General features: G+C 67.7%; 14 protein-coding genes. 6 read left to right on the top strand and 8 right to left on the bottom strand.

Annotated elements, in window-relative coordinates; all coding sequences use genetic code 11:
• Positions 1-139: 139 nt before the first annotated feature.
• The 8 genes from OG456_RS18200 to dnaA all read right to left on the bottom strand — a co-directional run bounded on the left by OG456_RS18200 (position 140) and on the right by dnaA (position 12,668).
• Positions 140-802 (bottom strand): DUF3566 domain-containing protein, encoded by a 663-nt coding sequence (locus OG456_RS18200; protein WP_266562277.1) that lies wholly within the window; start codon positions 800-802, stop codon positions 140-142.
• Between the two features lie 18 nt (positions 803-820).
• On the bottom strand, positions 821-3,448 hold the full coding sequence (gene gyrA / locus OG456_RS18205; RefSeq protein ID WP_266562279.1) for a DNA gyrase subunit A: 2,628 nt from the start codon (positions 3,446-3,448) through the stop codon (positions 821-823).
• A 42-nt stretch (positions 3,449-3,490) separates the two neighbouring features.
• On the bottom strand, positions 3,491-5,563 hold the full coding sequence (gene gyrB, locus OG456_RS18210) for a DNA topoisomerase (ATP-hydrolyzing) subunit B (protein WP_266562281.1): 2,073 nt from the start codon (positions 5,561-5,563) through the stop codon (positions 3,491-3,493).
• A 296-nt stretch (positions 5,564-5,859) separates the two neighbouring features.
• Complete coding sequence (locus tag OG456_RS18215; protein WP_116512070.1) at positions 5,860-6,402, bottom strand: DUF721 domain-containing protein; 543 nt, start codon at positions 6,400-6,402, stop codon at positions 5,860-5,862.
• Positions 6,399-7,523 carry a DNA replication/repair protein RecF gene (gene recF, locus OG456_RS18220; protein ID WP_266562284.1) on the bottom strand — a complete coding sequence of 375 codons (1,125 nt, stop codon included), beginning with the start codon at positions 7,521-7,523 and terminating at the stop codon, positions 6,399-6,401. Before recF ends, OG456_RS18215 begins: the two co-directional genes overlap by 4 nt.
• A 91-nt stretch (positions 7,524-7,614) precedes the next feature.
• Positions 7,615-8,490 carry a phosphogluconate dehydrogenase (NAD(+)-dependent, decarboxylating) gene (gnd, locus tag OG456_RS18225; protein ID WP_266562286.1) on the bottom strand — a complete coding sequence of 292 codons (876 nt, stop codon included), beginning with the start codon at positions 8,488-8,490 and terminating at the stop codon, positions 7,615-7,617.
• Between the two features lie 146 nt (positions 8,491-8,636).
• A complete protein-coding gene (gene dnaN / locus OG456_RS18230) occupies positions 8,637-9,767 on the bottom strand; it encodes a DNA polymerase III subunit beta (RefSeq protein WP_116512073.1) in 1,131 nt (376 codons plus the stop codon).
• 891 nt (positions 9,768-10,658) lie between these two features.
• Positions 10,659-12,668 (bottom strand): chromosomal replication initiator protein DnaA, encoded by a 2,010-nt coding sequence (dnaA, locus tag OG456_RS18235; protein WP_266562289.1) that lies wholly within the window; start codon positions 12,666-12,668, stop codon positions 10,659-10,661.
• Positions 12,669-13,043: 375 nt separating this feature from the next.
• Here dnaA and rpmH point away from each other — a divergent pair, with 375 nt between their 5' ends.
• The 6 genes from rpmH (at position 13,044) to rsmG (ending at position 16,572) form a co-directional block, all read left to right on the top strand.
• Positions 13,044-13,181 (top strand): 50S ribosomal protein L34, encoded by a 138-nt coding sequence (rpmH, locus tag OG456_RS18240; protein ID WP_100597229.1) that lies wholly within the window; start codon positions 13,044-13,046, stop codon positions 13,179-13,181.
• 18 nt (positions 13,182-13,199) lie between these two features.
• Positions 13,200-13,571, top strand: a complete 372-nt coding sequence (gene rnpA, locus OG456_RS18245; protein WP_266562292.1) for a ribonuclease P protein component — start codon at positions 13,200-13,202, stop codon at positions 13,569-13,571.
• Positions 13,568-13,927 (top strand): membrane protein insertion efficiency factor YidD, encoded by a 360-nt coding sequence (gene yidD, locus OG456_RS18250; RefSeq protein ID WP_100597227.1) that lies wholly within the window; start codon positions 13,568-13,570, stop codon positions 13,925-13,927. Before rnpA ends, yidD begins: the two co-directional genes overlap by 4 nt.
• A 3-nt stretch (positions 13,928-13,930) precedes the next feature.
• Entirely contained in the window at positions 13,931-15,220 is a 1,290-nt protein-coding gene (yidC, locus tag OG456_RS18255) for a membrane protein insertase YidC (protein ID WP_266562295.1), read from the top strand.
• 15 nt (positions 15,221-15,235) lie between these two features.
• On the top strand, positions 15,236-15,748 hold the full coding sequence (locus OG456_RS18260) for a R3H domain-containing nucleic acid-binding protein (RefSeq protein WP_116512078.1): 513 nt from the start codon (positions 15,236-15,238) through the stop codon (positions 15,746-15,748).
• 107 nt (positions 15,749-15,855) lie between these two features.
• A complete protein-coding gene (gene rsmG / locus OG456_RS18265; protein WP_116512079.1) occupies positions 15,856-16,572 on the top strand; it encodes a 16S rRNA (guanine(527)-N(7))-methyltransferase RsmG in 717 nt (238 codons plus the stop codon).
• Positions 16,573-16,632: the final 60 nt, after the last annotated feature.

The following is a 16,632-nucleotide window of genomic DNA, read 5'->3' on the forward strand; positions in this document are numbered from 1 at the left end:
ACCCGGCCAGTCCCAAAATCGATAGCCGGGACCCCGTCCCACCGGCCAAAACGCCTGTGGAGCGCACCCCTGTCAGGGAATGCGCTCCACATGTGGCGCAGCGACTGAAGCGGCTGCGGCTCGGCTACTGCTCGGCTTGCTACTCGTCCTCGGCGAGGGTCAGCTCGACGCCGCCCACGAAGCCCGCGGAGAGGTTGTAGATGAACGCGCCGAGCGTGGCCAGCGCCGTCGCCAGGACGACGTCGATGACCGCGATGATCGACGTGAAGATCAGGACGCGCGGCAGCGACAGGAACGACTGGAGGTCGAAGCCGTTGGACTCGTTCGAGCCCGTGGCCTCGGAGATCGTGCCGCCCACGGTCGAGAAGACGCCCATGGCGTCCATGACCATCCACAGCACCGCGGCCGCGACGATCGTGCAGATGCCGAGCGCGATGGAGAGCAGGAAGCTGACCTTCATCACCGACCACGGATCGGCCTTGGCGACCCTCAGGCGCGCCTTGCGCGTACGAGGCGTCGTGCGTGCCCCCGTGCGCGGCCTGCGGACCGCTCCGGCCGGCGGAGCCGCCTGGTAGGCCTGCGGCGGGTGGTACGGCTGCGAGGGCTGCGGAGGCTGCTGCCTCTCCCCTGGCAGCGCCCCGTCCGTGTCGGCCGCGTGCTGCTGCGTCTGCGGACCTCGGGTGTCCGTCACAGTTCCCCCCTGGGATCCATGAGACTCGTGCGAGTCGTTCGAGTCAGTGGCGGGGCCACGGCCGCCGTCCGATTCCGTACCGGTCGATCCGGCGCCCGTGGCTCCGCTCACGATGACTCACTCCTCGCGCTACTCGGTCGTGGACTCTGTGCCCTCGTCCGTTTCGACAGCCGTCTCGACCTCGGCGGACTCGTCGACGATGACGTCACCGTCGACCTCCTCCGCCTCGCGACCGGCCTCGGCGTTGCGAGCGATACCGACCACGGCATCGCGCTTGCCCAGGTTGATCAGTTGGACGCCCATGGTGTCACGGCCCGTCTCCCTGACCTCGTTGACTCGCGTACGAATCACACCGCCCGACAGCGTGATGGCGAGGATCTCGTCCGTCTCCTCGGTCACCAGCGCGCCGACGAGCGAACCGCGGTCCTCCACGATCTTGGCGGCCTTGATACCGAGGCCACCGCGACCCTGGACGCGGTACTCGTCGACGGCGGTCCGCTTCGCGTACCCGCCGTCGGTGGCAGTGAACACGAACGTACCCGGCCGGACGACATTCATCGAGAGCAGCTGGTCGCCCTCGCGGAAACTCATGCCCTTCACACCGGATGTGGCACGGCCCATCGGGCGCAGCGCGTCGTCCGTGGCGGTGAAACGGATGGACTGCGCCTTCTTGCTGATGAGCAGCAGGTCGTCCTCGGCGGAGACCAGCTCGGCGCCGATCAGCTCGTCGTCGGAACCGTCCTCCGTCTCGCGAAGGTTGATGGCGATGACGCCGCCCGAGCGGGGCGAGTCGTAGTCCTTGAGGGGGGTCTTCTTTACGAGGCCGCCCTTCGTGGCGAGGACCAGGTACGGAGCCGCTTCGTAGTCGCGGATCGCGAGGATCTCGGCGATCGACTCGTCCGGCTGGAAGGCCAGCAGGTTGGCCACGTGCTGGCCGCGAGCGTCGCGGCCGGCGTCCGGGAGCTCGTACGCCTTCGCGCGGTAGACGCGGCCCTTGTTCGTGAAGAACAGCAGCCAATGGTGCGTCGTCGACACGAAGAAGTGGTCGACGATGTCGTCTTCCTTGAGCTTCGTGCCTCGTACGCCCTTGCCGCCGCGCTTCTGCGAGCGGTAGTCGACCGTCTTGGTGCGCTTGACGTAGCCGCCGCGCGAGATGGTGACGACGATGTCCTCTTCGGCGATCAGGTCCTCCATGGACATGTCGCCGTCGAAGGGCACCAGCTTGGAGCGCCGGTCGTCGCCGAACTTCTCGACGATCGCCCCGAGTTCCTGGCTGATGATCTGACGCTGGCGCTCCGGCGAGGCCAGGATCGCGTTGTACTCGTTGATCTTGATCTGCAGTTCGTCGTGCTCGGCGACGATCTTCTGGCGCTCCAGGGCGGCCAGTCGGCGCAGCTGCATCTCGAGGATCGCGTTGGCCTGGATCTCGTCGATCTCCAGGAAGCCCATCAGACCCTCGCGGGCGATCTCGACGGTGTCACTGCGCCGGATGAGCGCGATGACCTCGTCGATGGCATCCAGGGCCTTCAGGAGGCCGCGCAGGATGTGGGCGCGCTCCTCGGCCTTGCGCAGGCGGAACTTCGTACGGCGGACGATGACCTCGACCTGGTGGCTCACCCAGTGGCGGATGAAGGCGTCCAGGGAGAGGGTGCGCGGCACGCCGTCGACGAGCGCCAGCATGTTGGCGCCGAAGTTCGTCTGGAGGTCGGTGTGCTTGTAGAGGTTGTTCAGGACGACCTTGGCGACGGCGTCGCGCTTCAGGACGATGACGAGGCGCTGGCCGGTGCGCGACGAGGTCTCGTCGCGGACGTCGGCGATGCCGCCGACGCGGCCGTCCTTCACCAGGTCGGCGATCTTCTGCGCGAGGTTGTCCGGGTTGACCTGGTACGGGAGCTCGGTGACCACCAGGCACTGGCGGTTCTGGATCTCCTCGACCTCGACGACCGCGCGCATCGTGATGGAGCCACGGCCCGTGCGGTACGCCTCCTCGATGCCCTTGCGGCCGACGACCAGGGCGCCGGTCGGGAAGTCCGGGCCCTTGATGCGCTCGATGAGCGCCTCCAGAAGCTCCTCGTGCGAGGCCTCCGGGTTCTCCAGGTACCACTGGGCGCCGGAGGCGACCTCGCGCAGGTTGTGCGGCGGGATGTTGGTGGCCATGCCGACCGCGATGCCCGCCGAGCCGTTGATCAGCAGGTTCGGGAAGCGGGCCGGCAGGACGGTCGGCTCCTGGGAGCGGCCGTCGTAGTTGTCCGTGAAGTCGACGGTCTCCTCGTCGATGTCACGGACCATCTCCATGGACAGCGGAGCCATCTTGCACTCGGTGTAGCGCATGGCGGCCGCGGGGTCGTTGCCCGGGGAGCCGAAGTTTCCGTTCGAGTCCACCAGCGGCATACGCATCGACCACGGCTGCGCCAGGCGGACCAGGGCGTCGTAGATCGAGGAGTCGCCGTGCGGGTGGTAGTTGCCCATGACGTCGCCGACGACGCGGGCGCACTTGTAGAAGCCCTTCTCGGGCCGGTAGCCGCCGTCGTACATCGCGTAGAGGACGCGGCGGTGGACGGGCTTGAGGCCGTCCCGTACGTCGGGCAGGGCGCGCGACACGATGACGGACATCGCGTAGTCGAGGTACGAGCGCTGCATCTCGGTCTCGAGCCCGACGGGCTCGATGCGCTGGGCGCCCTCCTCGGGCACCGTTTCGACGCTGACGCTGATCTCGACGCCTTCTTCAGGCGTGGGGGGAGTGTTCTCGTCGGTCATTGCTGGTGAAGATCCTTTCTGATGCGGTCAGCTGAGACCGACTCAGATGTCGAGGAAGCGGACGTCCTTGGCGTTGCGCTGGATGAACGAGCGGCGTGCCTCGACGTCCTCGCCCATCAGGACGGAGAACAGGTCGTCCGCCTGGGCGGCGTCGTCGAGGGTGACCTGGCCGAGCACGCGGTGCTCGATGTCCATCGTGGTGATGCGCAGCTCCTCGGCGTTCATCTCGCCGAGACCCTTGAAGCGCTGGATCGAGTCCTCGCGGATCCGCTTGCCCTGCTGGCGGCCGAGCTCGGTCAGGGCGTCGCGCTCGCGGTCCGAGTACGCGTACTCGAAGTCCTCACGACCCCACTTGATCTTGTAGAGCGGAGGACGCGACAGGTACACGTAGCCGGCCTCGACGAGGGGGCGCATGAAACGGAACAGGAAGGTCAGCAGCAGGGTGTTGATGTGCTGGCCGTCGACGTCGGCGTCCGCCATCAGGATGATCTTGTGATAGCGGAGCTTCTCGATGTCGAAGTCCTCGTGGACTCCGGTGCCGAAGGCGGAGATCAGCGCCTGGATCTCCTGGTTCTGCAGGATCTTGTCGATCCGCGCCTTCTCGACGTTCAGGATCTTGCCTCGGATGGGCAGGATGGCCTGGTACTGCGGGTTGCGGCCGGACTTGGCCGAGCCGCCGGCGGAGTCACCCTCGACGATGAAGATCTCGCACTTGGTGGGATCGTTCGACTGGCAGTCGGAGAGCTTGCCCGGCAGCGACGCCGACTCCAGCAGGCCCTTGCGGCGGGTGAGGTCGCGGGCCTTGCGGGCCGCCACACGCGCGGTGGCCGCCTGGATGCCCTTGCGGATGATGTCCGCGGCCTCGTTCGGATTGCGGTCGAGCCAGTCGTTGAGGTGCTCGTAGACGACCTTCTGGACGAAGGTCTTCACCTCGGTGTTGCCCAGCTTGGTCTTGGTCTGCCCCTCGAACTGGGGCTCGCTCAGCTTCACCGAGATGATCGCGGTCAGACCCTCGCGGATGTCGTCACCCGTGAGGTTGTCGTCCTTCTCCCGGAGCAGCTTCTTGTCCCGCGCGTACTTGTTGATCAGCGAGGTCAGCGCGGCCCGGAAGCCCTCTTCGTGCGTACCACCCTCGTGGGTGTGGATGATGTTGGCGAAGGAGTACACGCCTTCGCTGTAGCCACCGTTCCACTGCATCGCGAGTTCGAGGGACAGGCTCCTGTCCTTGTCCTCTGCCTCGAGGTCGATCACGGTGGGGTGCACCACGTCTCCCTTGCGGGAGTTGAGATACTTCACGAAGTCGACGATGCCGCCCTCGTAGTGGTACGAGACGCTCTTGACCTCGTGTTTCTCGTCCTCGCCCGCCTCGTCCGCCCCGGCGGTGGCCTTCGCCGACTCACGCTCGTCGGTGAGGGTGATCCGCAGCCCCTTGTTGAGGAAGGCCATCTCCTGGAAGCGCCGCGAAAGCGTCTCGAAGGAGTACTCGGTGGTCTCGAAGATGTCCGGGTCGGCCCAGAAGGTGACCGACGTGCCAGTCACGTCCGTGGCCTCGTGCTGGGCCAGCGGCGCCGTGGGGACGCCCATCTTGTAGTCCTGCGTCCAGCGGTAGCCTTCGGTCTTGACCTCGACGGAGACCTTCGAGGACAGCGCGTTCACGACGGAGACACCCACGCCGTGCAGACCACCGGAGACCGCGTAGCCGCCGCCGCCGAACTTGCCGCCCGCGTGCAGCACGGTCAGCACGACCTCAAGGGCCGGCTTGCCCTCGGAGGGGACGATACCCACCGGGATGCCACGGCCGTTATCGACGACGCGGACGCCGCCGTCTGGAAGGATCGTGACGTCGATCGTGTCCGCGTGGTCGGCCAGCGCCTCGTCGACGGAGTTGTCGACGACCTCCTGCACCAAGTGGTGCAGTCCTCGCTCACCGGTCGAGCCGATGTACATGCCAGGCCGCTTGCGGACCGCGTCCAGACCCTCGAGGACTGTGATGGCGCTGGCGTCGTACGCCGAGGTCACCCCGCCGGAGGACTGGTGCGCCTCCGCGGGGGCCTCGCCGACGGCGTCGGCGGCAGTGGACGGGATGTTCTCGTTGGGGTTGCCGGAATCGGCCACGAAGCGCCCTTTCTGGCACAGCACAAGCCAAGCCGGCGGTGGCCGGAGCGGCTGCGTCGTTCAGCGATAGTCAGCGTTGCTCGGTGTGTCCCACAAGTGGGGCGGGATTAACTCTCAGTCTACCGGTAGCGCTGACAGTGATGGGGGTTTGCCGGTACCTGAGTCCGCATGTGCCGCCCTGAACCGGCCTCTGCCGACTCCCCATATGCGTCCCGGGGCTCCAAGAGGCTCACAGCGGCACTCAGCGCTTCCGGGCGTCAACCGGGTGTCAACGCCCGGCCGACGGCTCTCCGGACTCACCCGTAGGTGTCGCCGGGGCCCTTGCTTCCGGGGGCGCGCAGGGGGCCGAAGCGGCGAGCGGGGCCGTTGGGCCCAAGGATCTTCAGGAGCCGTACGGTGCCGTGCCCGAGGTCCTCATTGAGCCGCGCCACCAGCGTCGGAGCCAGGTACCGCAGCTGCATCGCCCAGGCTGTCGAGTCGCACTGGACGGTCAGGACGCGTTCGTCCTCGTCGTACTTCAGGGGCTCGGAGTGCTTGGCGAGGTCCTCGCCCACGATCTCCGGCCAGCGGCCCATGACACCGCCGACCGCGGCCGGCGCCTCCCAGCCGCGCTCGGTGATCAGCCGGTTGATCGCCGCGCCGAACGCGACCGGGTCACGGCCGTCGGCACGCGCCCCGGACCTCAGTCCGCCACCGCGCCGGGCCTGCTTCTTCTGCTGGTCGGCCACTCCACGCGCGCGTGCCTGTTCCTTCGCGGCGCGCAGGGCCACGCGCGCGAGGTCGACGCCGGACGGCTCGGGGGCCTTCGGCGGGACGTCGCCGGATGTGTTCTCGCTCATACCCGCTCCACCGTGCCTTCGGACACCGCGTACCGCGTGCCCGCCAGGACGCCCGGCACGTCGTCGTCCACCGCGGCCGTCACCAGGACCTGCTCACCGGGGGCGACCAGCTCGGCGAGGCGCTCCCTGCGCCGCGCGTCGAGCTCCGCGAAGACGTCGTCGAGCACGAGCACCGGCTCGTTCCCCTCGGCCCGCAGCAGGTCGTACGAGGCCAGGCGCAGCGCCAGCGCGTACGACCAGGACTCGCCATGGCTGGCGTATCCCTTCGCCGGCAGCTGGCCGAGTTTGAGGACCAGGTCGTCGCGGTGCGGTCCGACGAGGGTCACGCCCCGCTCGATCTCCTGTTTGCGGGCCGCTTCGAGGGCGGCTATCAGCTGCTCGTAGAGCTCTTCGCGCGCGTGGCCCTCGATTTCGGGCGAGGACGGCTTGTAGTCCAGGGCCAGCGGGCCGCCGCCGGGCGCCAGCTGTTCGTACGCCTTGTCGGCGAGCGGCTGGAGGATGGCGATCAGGTCGAACCGCTGCGCGAGCAGCTCGGCGCCCACGCGCGCGAGGTGCTGGTCCCACACGTCGAGAGTCGACAGGTCCATGGACCGGCCGCCGTGCCTGCGGGCGAGCGCGGCCGACTTGAGGAGCGTGTTGCGCTGCTTGAGCACGCGGTCGTAGTCGGACCGGACACCGGCCATGCGCGGGGAGCGGGCCGTGATCAGCTCGTCGAGGAAGCGGCGGCGCTCGCCGGGGTCGCCCTTGACGAGCGCGAGGTCCTCCGGCGCGAACAGGACCGTGCGCACGATGCCGAGCACATCACGGGGTCTGACCTGCGAGGACCGGTTGATCCTGGCGCGGTTCGCCTTGCCCGGGTTGAGTTCGAGCTCGATGAGCTGCTGTCTCTCACCCTGCCGGACCGCGGCACGTATGACGGCGCGCTCGGCGCCCATGCGGACCAGCGGCGCGTCCGAGGAGACCCGGTGGCTGCCGAGGGTGGCGAGATAGCCGACGGCCTCGACGAGGTTGGTCTTGCCCTGCCCGTTCGGGCCCACGAACGCGGTGACGCCCGGATCGAGAGGGACCTCGACCCGGGCGTACGAGCGGAAGTCGGCCAGCGACAGATGCGTCACGTGCATGGTCGTTCGCCGACCTCCCCCAAGGTGTGGAGCTGGTGTGGACTACTTCGTCGTGGAGCTTCGTGGATGCGTTGTGCGTTCGCTTTCCGGGCTAACTCTTCTCGACGGCGTGGCCGCCGAACTGATTGCGCAGGGCGGCGATCATCTTCATCTGCGGCGAGTCGTCCTGGCGCGAGGCGAAGCGCGCGAAGAGGGACGCGGTGATCGCGGGCAGCGGCACCGCGTTGTCGATGGCCGCCTCGACCGTCCAGCGGCCCTCTCCGGAGTCGTCGGCGAAACCGCGCAGCTTCTCCAGGTGCTCGTCGTCGTCCAGCGCGTTGACCGCCAGGTCGAGCAGCCAGGAACGGATGACCGTGCCCTCCTGCCAGGAGCGGAAAACCTCACGCACATCGGTGACGGAGTCGACCTTCTCCAGGAGCTCCCAGCCCTCGGCATAGGCCTGCATCATGGCGTACTCGATGCCGTTGTGGACCATCTTCGCGAAGTGGCCCGCGCCGACCTTGCCCGCGTGTACGGCGCCGAATTCGCCCTCCGGCTTGAGGGCGTCGAAGATCGGCTGAACCTTGGCGACGTGCTCCTTGGTGCCGCCGTACATCAGGGCGTAGCCGTTCTCCAGGCCCCACACGCCGCCGGAGACGCCGCAGTCGACGAAGCCGATGCCCTTGATGCCCAGCTCGACAGCGTGCTTCTCGTCGTCGGTCCAGCGCGAGTTGCCGCCGTCCACGACGACGTCGCCCGGCTCGAGGAGTTCGGCGAGCTCGTCGACGGTGGCCTGGGTCGGGCCGCCGGCGGGGACCATCACCCACACCACGCGCGGGCCCTTGAGCTTGCCCACAAGCTCTCCGAGGCTGTGGACGTCCGCGAGGTCCGGATTGCGGTCGTATCCGATGACGGTGTGGCCTGCGCGGCGGATGCGTTCGCGCATGTTGCCGCCCATCTTGCCGAGACCGATGAGACCGAGCTCCATCAGGTGGTTCCTTAAGTTGCGACGGGGCGTGAGGTGGTGCGTGAGGCACTCCCGCACCTGTGTTCCGAGCCTAAACCCGGACGCTCACGCACACCTGTGGGCATAGCCGCTCAGGCGAACGCCCGGCGGCCATGCCCAGTGGAGCGTCAGCCCGACAGCCGCACCGGCATGATCAGGTACTTGTACGCGTCGTCCGCCTCGGCGTCCACGGCGGGCCTGCCGCTGAGCAGCGCCGGCTTCGTGGAGGTCGTGAAGGAGAGCTGGGCGACGGGGGAGTCGATCGCGCTGAGACCGTCCAGGAGGAACGTCGGGTTGAAGGCGATCGAGATGTCGTCGCCGTCGAGCTGGGCGTCGACCCTTTCCACAGCCTGTGCGTCGTCGCTGGAGCCGGCCTCCAGGATCAGCACGCCCTGCTCGAAACTGAGCCGCACCGGGGTGTTCCGCTCGGCGACGAGGGCCACGCGCTTGACGGCCTCCACGAAGGGGGCGGTCTCGATCACGGCCACGGAGTTGAACTCCGTCGGGAACAGGGTGCGGTACTTCGGCAGGTCGCCCTCGAGGAGACGCGTCGTCGTACGGCGGCCCGCGCCCTCGAAGCCGATGAGACCCTCACCGGCGCCGGAGCCCGACAGGGCCAGGGTGACCGTGTCACCACTCGTGAGCGCCTTGGCGGTGTCCAGGAGCGTCTTGGCGGGCACCAGGGCGACCGCGGACGCCTCGGGGTCCTCCGGCTTCCACAGGAACTCGCGGACCGCGAAGCGGTAGCGGTCGGTGGACGCGAGGGTGACCGTGTCGCCCTCGATCTCGATGCGTACACCCGTGAGCACCGGCAGGGTGTCGTCACGGCCGGCGGCGATGGCCACCTGGGCCGCGGCGGAGGCGAAGACCTCACCGGGGACGGTGCCCGTCGCGGTCGGCATCTGCGGCAGTGCCGGGTACTCCTCCACAGGCAGGGTGTGGAGTGTGAATCGCGAGGAGCCGCAGACCACGGTCGCTCGTACACCGTCTGTGGAAATCTCCACGGGACGGTTCGGCAGGGCACGGCAGATGTCCGCCAGGAGCCGGCCCGATACGAGGACGGTGCCCTCCTCGTCGATCTCCGCGTCGACCGAGACCCGCGCCGAGACCTCGTAGTCGAAGCTCGACAGGCTCAGTGCGCCCTCCTCGGCCTTCAGGAGAAGGCCCGCGAGGACCGGCGCAGGCGGTCGGGCCGGGAGGCTGCGCGCCGCCCAGGCCACTGCCTCCGCGAGTACGTCGCGTTCCACCCGGATCTTCACCGTAAGCCGCCTCCTGCTGTTGCTGGCTGCTCTCGCCCTGCGTTGGTCTTCGGTCGTCGTCGTGTGACTCGGTGTCGCTCAGCCGCCACATGGGAAGGACACCGGGGAACAGTCTGACGTACGGCGCTGACAGTCGTTGCCGCTCGGGGTCAAGTCGTGCCGACCCGCTGTCGGGCACCGGACCCCGAGTTGTGCACAGCCCCCACTTCGATCCTGATTCCCAGCTCTCTCTAGTTGGGAGTAGTAGTAGGGGCTGTGGAAACCGTGGATAACTGCCTTTTCGCAGGTCAGAGTCGGTTTTTTGTCCACCGGGCCTGTGGGCGCGAGCGGTGGACAACCGGGGTTCTCTGTGGACGGGGAAAAGTTCTGCACACCCGATACACAGGCCGGGGCCACTTCTCCCCAGGGCTGTCCCCAGCTTTACCCCGGTTCCCCACAGCCCAACCGCACCCCTTGATGTGACGCCTTTCACTCGGCACGGTGATTTTGCGCGTTGCGTTGCCGAACAGTGGACAGCCGTGTGGAGAAGCCGCCCGCAGCTGTGCACAAGGGCCCCGGACCTGTGGGTCGACGGTGGACAACGAAACCCACACCCTGTGGAGGAAAATCTTGTCCACAGCCTGTGGAGATCTTTTGTCCACGGATCCACAGCCGCCTGACCTGGTCTGATGGTCATTCAACGCGGGGCCCTGTGGACACAGTCTGGACAACTTGGCAGTCCCCAGGGTGTGGACGCAAGAAAGTTCGCACATCTGTGGAGAACACCCGTAACCAGGGACCGGAATCGAACACCGCGTGCGGCCGCGCCGTCCTGCCGCAACGAAGAAGGGCGCCCCAGGAGTTGTCCCGGGGCGCCCTTCGACGGCGTACAGAGGGGTCTGAAGGCTGCTGTCAGCCGTTCTTGATGCGGTTGGTGAGCTCGGTGACCTGGTTGTAGATGGACCGCCGCTCGGCCATCAGCGCGCGGATCTTGCGGTCCGCGTGCATGACGGTCGTGTGGTCGCGGCCGCCGAACTGCGCCCCGATCTTCGGCAGGGACAGGTCGGTGAGCTCACGGCACAGGTACATCGCGATCTGGCGTGCCGTCACCAGGACGCGGCTGCGCGACGATCCGCACAGGTCCTCCACCGTCAGGCCGAAGTAGTCGGCCGTCGCCGCCATGATCGCCGTCGCCGTGATCTCGGGGGCCGAGTCCTCGCCGCCGGGGATCAGGTCCTTGAGGACGATCTCCGTCAGACCGAGGTCCACCGGCTGCCGGTTCAGCGACGCGAACGCCGTGACCCGGATCAGCGCCCCCTCCAGCTCGCGGATGTTGCGCGAGATGCGGGACGCGATGAACTCGAGGACCTCCGGAGGAGCGTTCAGCTGCTCCTGCACCGCCTTCTTACGAAGGATGGCGATTCGGGTCTCCAGCTCGGGCGGCTGGACGTCGGTGATCAGACCCCACTCGAAGCGGTTGCGCAGCCGGTCCTCCAGGGTCACCAGCTGCTTGGGCGGCCGGTCACTGGAGAGCACGATCTGCTTGTTCGCGTTGTGGAGCGTGTTGAAGGTGTGGAAGAACTCCTCCTGCGTCGACTCCTTGTCCGCGAGGAACTGGATGTCGTCGACAAGAAGGATGTCCATCTCGCGGTACCGCTTGCGGAAGCTGTCGCCCTTGCCGTCGCGGATCGAGTTGATGAACTCGTTCGTGAACTCCTCCGAGCTCACGTAACGCACACGCGTGCCCGGGTACAGGCTGCGCGCGTAGTGCCCGATCGCGTGCAGCAGGTGGGTCTTGCCGAGCCCCGACTCCCCATAGATGAAGAGGGGGTTGTACGCCTTCGCCGGCGCCTCGGCGACGGCGACCGCGGCCGCGTGGGCGAAACGGTTCGAGGCACCGATGACGAAGGTGTCGAAGAGGTACTTCGGGTTCAGTCGCGCAGTCGGCTCGCCGGGACCCGTCGCGGGCGCGGGCTGCGCGGCGAGCGGTCCGGGGGCACCACTGGGGACGCCGCGACCGGTGCGCCCGCCGTCCTGCCCGGGGCGGCCGCCCATGGGACCGTCGTTGAGGTCACGGCGCTCGTGCCGGCCGTGCCGCCCCTGGCGGTCGGACATCTGCTGCTCGTACGACGACCGCTCGGACTGCTGCTCGTATCCGGAGCGTTCGACCTGCTGGTCGTAACCGTTGCGGTCCGGCTGTTGGTCGTAGGGGGACGACCGCTCCTGCTGCTCGTAAGGAGAGCGTTCCTGCTGCTGTTCGTAAGGGGAGCGCTCGTTCTGCTGCTCGTAGGGAGAGCGTCCCTGCTGCCGGTAGTCGTGCTGCGGCTGCTGGGGCGGATTCGCGTACGGGTCGCGCTCGGGGAAGCCGAGCCGCGGCTGCTGCCAGCTGTACTCGTCCTGCGACCGCGGCCAGGCGCCCGGCTCCGGACGCTGGTAGTCCGGGTACGCGGGGCGGGCGGTCGGGAGCTGGTCGGCGCGGGCGTCCTGGGGCTGATCACCGCGGGGGCCCTGCGCATGGTCGTCCGCGCGGCGGCCGTACGGGTCGTACGGCTCGTGGGGCTGGTTCTGGCCCTGGGCCGAGGGCAGCTCGGGCTCTTCGTAGCGGTGCTGCTGTACGGGGGGTGCGGACGGGGCGGGCTGTTCACCGACGGAGTCGTCGACCGTGATCGCGATCCGGATCGGGCGGCCGCACTCGCGGCTCAGCGTCTCGGCCACGACCGGCGCGAGCCGTCCCTCGAGTACGCCCTTCGCGAACTCGTTCGGCACGGCGAGCAGCGCGGTGTCGGCGACCAGCGCGAGAGGCTGGCAGCGCCGGATCCAGTGTTCGTCCTTCGTCTCGACGCCCTGCCCACGGCCCTCCCCGAGGAGCTGCTCCAGAACTCGTGGCCACACTGCGGCAAGATCGGCAGGTACGTCAGCCACAGGGCACGCTCTCTCGCAGGTCCCACGAAGGTGTGGTTCTGGGACGGGTCGGAAGAAAATCGGGGTGGGGCGGTGAGAAGGGAACGAATCGGAGTTCAGCCACGGTAGTCAGGGCAAGCGGTGCGGTTCAAGTTGTTGTCCACAGGCTGTGCACAGTGTCCCTCACCCGATGGCGGTTTGACCGAATGGACCAGCCGCGCGTACCGTGACCAGGTCGAGTTGTCGATGGCTGCTGCCGCCTGCCTCCGATGGGCAAAGATCACGATCTGTGATTGTGAAGCGGTGCACTCGGTGCGTTTACGCGAGCTTCTCGTGGGCGCACGGTGACAGCCAGGCGATGTCCCGCCACTACACGATCATTTCTGGAGCCCCCGAGTGAGCAAGCGCACCTTCCAGCCGAACAACCGTCGTCGCGCCAAGACCCACGGCTTCCGCCTGCGGATGCGTACCCGTGCCGGCCGCGCGATTCTCGCGAACCGCCGTGGCAAGGGTCGCGCCGAGCTGTCCGCCTGATCGCGTACAGGTCATGACGTGCTGCCTTCCGAGAATCGGCTGAGGCGGCGCGAAGACTTCGCGACCGCGGTACGCCGAGGACGCCGGGCCGGTCGCCCGCTCCTTGTCGTCCATCTACGTAGCGGTGCAACGGACCCGCACGCGCCTGGGGAGAGCGTTCCCCCGACGCGTGCGGGTTTCGTCGTGAGCAAGGCAGTCGGTGGAGCTGTCGTACGTAACGCGGTAAAGCGCAGACTTCGCCACCTCATGCGCGACCGACTCGCACTGTTGTCCCCCGGTAGCCTGGTAGTCGTACGTGCGTTGCCCGGCGCGGGTGACGCCGACCATGCACAGCTGGCCCGAGACCTGGATGCCGCCCTTCAGCGGCTGCTGGGAGGGGGCGCGCGATGAAATACCCGCTGCTTGCTCTGATCAAGCTCTACCAGTGGACCATCAGCCCTCTGCTGGGGCCTGTGTGCAAGTACTACCCGTCGTGTTCCCACTACGGCTTCACAGCGATCGACCGCCATGGTGCGATCAAGGGAACAGCTCTTACCGCCTGGCGCATCCTCCGGTGCAATCCGTGGTCGCTCGGCGGTGTCGACCACGTTCCGCCGCGCAAGCGTCCGCGGTGGCACGAAATGCTGCGTAACGCCTGGCGCGAACGCAAGGGCGGGCCTTCCGCCGCCGGCGCGCCTTCAGAGTGTGGCCACACCAGCCCCTCGAGCCCCGCCGCCGAGACCCCGTCCCATGCTCAAGGAGCTTGATTAGTGGACACGATTGCCGGTTTTTTCAGCTTCATCACGACACCAGTTTCGTGGGTCATCGTCCAGTTCCACTCGTTGTACGGGGCGATCTTCGGCCCGGACACGGGCTGGGCCTGGGGCCTGTCCATCGTGTCCCTGGTGATCCTGATCCGTATCTGCCTGATTCCGCTCTTTGTGAAGCAGATCAAGGCCACTCGGGCGATGCAGACGTTGCAGCCCGAGATGAAGAAGATCCAGGAGCGCTACAAGAACGACAAGCAGCGCCAGTCCGAAGAAATGATGAAGCTGTACAAGGAGACGGGTACCAATCCGCTCTCCTCGTGCCTTCCCATCCTGGCGCAGTCCCCGTTCTTCTTTGCCCTGTACCACGTGCTCAACGGCATCGCGACGGGCACCACGATCGGTGTCATCGACGACAACCTGCTGGCGAGCGCGCGTAAGGCGCACATCTTCGGTGCCCCGCTCGCGGCCAAGTTCACCGACTCCGCGGACAAGGTCGCCTCGCTCGGCGCCACGCTGACCGACGTCCGCGTCGTCACCGCGATCATGATCGTGATGATGTCGGCGTCGCAGTTCTACACGCAGCGCCAGCTGATGACGAAGAACGTCGACATGACGGTCAAGACGCCGTTCATGCAGCAGCAGAAGATGCTGATGTACGTCTTCCCGGTCATGTTCGCCGTCTTCGGCATCAACTTCCCGGTCGGTGTTCTCGTCTACTGGCTGACCACCAACGTGTGGACCATGGGCCAGCAGATGTATGTCATCCGCCAGAACCCGACCCCGGGCAGCAAGGCGCAGGCCGCGTTCCTGGAGCGTCTGCTCAAGCACGTCTCGCACGCCGAGAGGACGCGCAACCGCCGCGAGCGCGCCGTCGTCAAGGCGATCGTCTCCAAGGGCCGCGAGCGCAACGAGTTCGAGCGCAAGTTCATCAACGGCCTGACCAAGGTGAACCTCGCCGCCCAGGCCGACGGAACGGTCATCAAGAGCACGGCCGGCACCCTGACTGAGGACGAGGACGGGGGCCAGACCACGGGCGGTACGCCGAAGCGGCAGCAGCCCAAGCGCCAGTCCAAGTCGCAGCGCCAGCACGGCACCGCCCAGGGCGCGGCCAAGGACGAGTCCGACGCACCGGAGCCCACGTCCCTCGAGAAGAAGGACGAGGCGGAAGACGCCAAGCCCGAGGCCAAGCCGGCCGGTGGCAAGCCCGCTTCCGGCACCCCTGCCCGCAGCAAAGCCAAGTCCGGACAGCGCAAGGGCCCGCAGCGGCCCAAGTCCCCGTCCAAGAAGTAAGAAGGAGTCCATCCCGTGACGGAAGGCACCACCTCCGCCGCTCCTGAGGGCAGCGACACCCTGACTCGCCTCGAGCAGGAAGGCGAGATCGCGGCGGACTACCTCGAGGGTCTGCTGGACATCGCCGACCTCGACGGCGACATCGACATGGACGTCGAGGCCGACCGCGCCGCCGTCTCGATCGTCAGCGACGCGTCCACACGCGACCTGCAGAAGCTGGTCGGCCGCGACGGTGAGGTCCTCGAGGCCCTCCAGGAACTGACCCGTCTGGCGGTCCACCGGGAGACCGGGGACCGCAGCCGTCTCATGCTGGACATCGCCGGTTACCGTGCGAAGAAGCGTGCTGAGCTCTCCGAGCTGGGCGCCAAGGCTGCGGCTGAGGTGAAGAGCAACGGCGAGCCGGTCAAGCTCGACCCGATGACGCCCTTCGAGCGCAAGGTCGTCCACGACGCGGTCAAGGCCGCCGGCCTGCGCAGCGAGTCCGAGGGCGAGGAGCCGCAGCGCTTCGTCGTCGTGCTCCCCGCCTGAGCGGTACGTCGCTCCACGGCCCCGTCTGTTCGCAGGCGGGGCCGTATCTTTGTCAGCCTGATAGTCAGCCACCCAACGCGGTAGCGCGGTACGGAAGGACGGTCCACGTGACGGAGGCAGCAGAGCTTCCCCCGGCTCCTGAACAGGCCCGAGCGGTATTCGGCGAGCGCTACACGGACGCGGTCCGGTACGCGGAGCTGCTGGCCGACGCGGGGGTGCAGCGTGGTCTCATCGGTCCCCGGGAAGTGCCCCGGCTGTGGGAGCGGCACATCCTGAACTGCGCCGTGCTGTCCGAGGTCGTGCCGGAGGGCGTCACCGTGTGCGATGTGGGCTCCGGCGCCGGACTGCCCGGTATCCCGCTGGCCCTGGTGCGGCCCGACCTGAAGATCACGCTCCTGGAGCCGCTGCTGCGGCGCACGACATTCCTCACCGAGGTCGTCGAGCTGCTCGGCCTCGACCATGTGACCGTGGTCCGCGGCCGTGCCGAAGAGGTCCTCGGCAAGCTGACTCCCGTCCATGTGGTGACGGCGCGCGCGGTCGCTCCGCTGGACCGTCTCGCGGCGTGGGGCGTCCCGCTGCTGCGGCCGTACGGCGAGATGCTGGCCCTCAAGGGCGACACCGCAGAGGAAGAAGTCAAGAGCGCGGGGGCTGCCCTGAGCAAGCTCGGCGCGGTGGCCACCTCGGTACTTCACGTCGGCGAAGGCGTGGTGGATCCGCTTTCGACCGTGGTGCGTGTCGAGGTCGGGGAGAGCCCCGGTGGTGTGCGCTTCGCGGCGAAGCGCGCCAAGGCAGCTCGCGTCGGGCGGGTTCGGCGTCGACGCTGATGTTGCTCGTCCTCTTCGAGGCGTCTGCTGTGTTCTAGGCGACAGTGTGTTTCTCGCGGT

Source organism: Streptomyces sp. NBC_01446 (genome assembly GCF_026340095.1).
In the GTDB taxonomy this organism is placed as follows: Bacteria; Actinomycetota; Actinomycetes; order Streptomycetales; family Streptomycetaceae; genus Streptomyces; species Streptomyces aureus.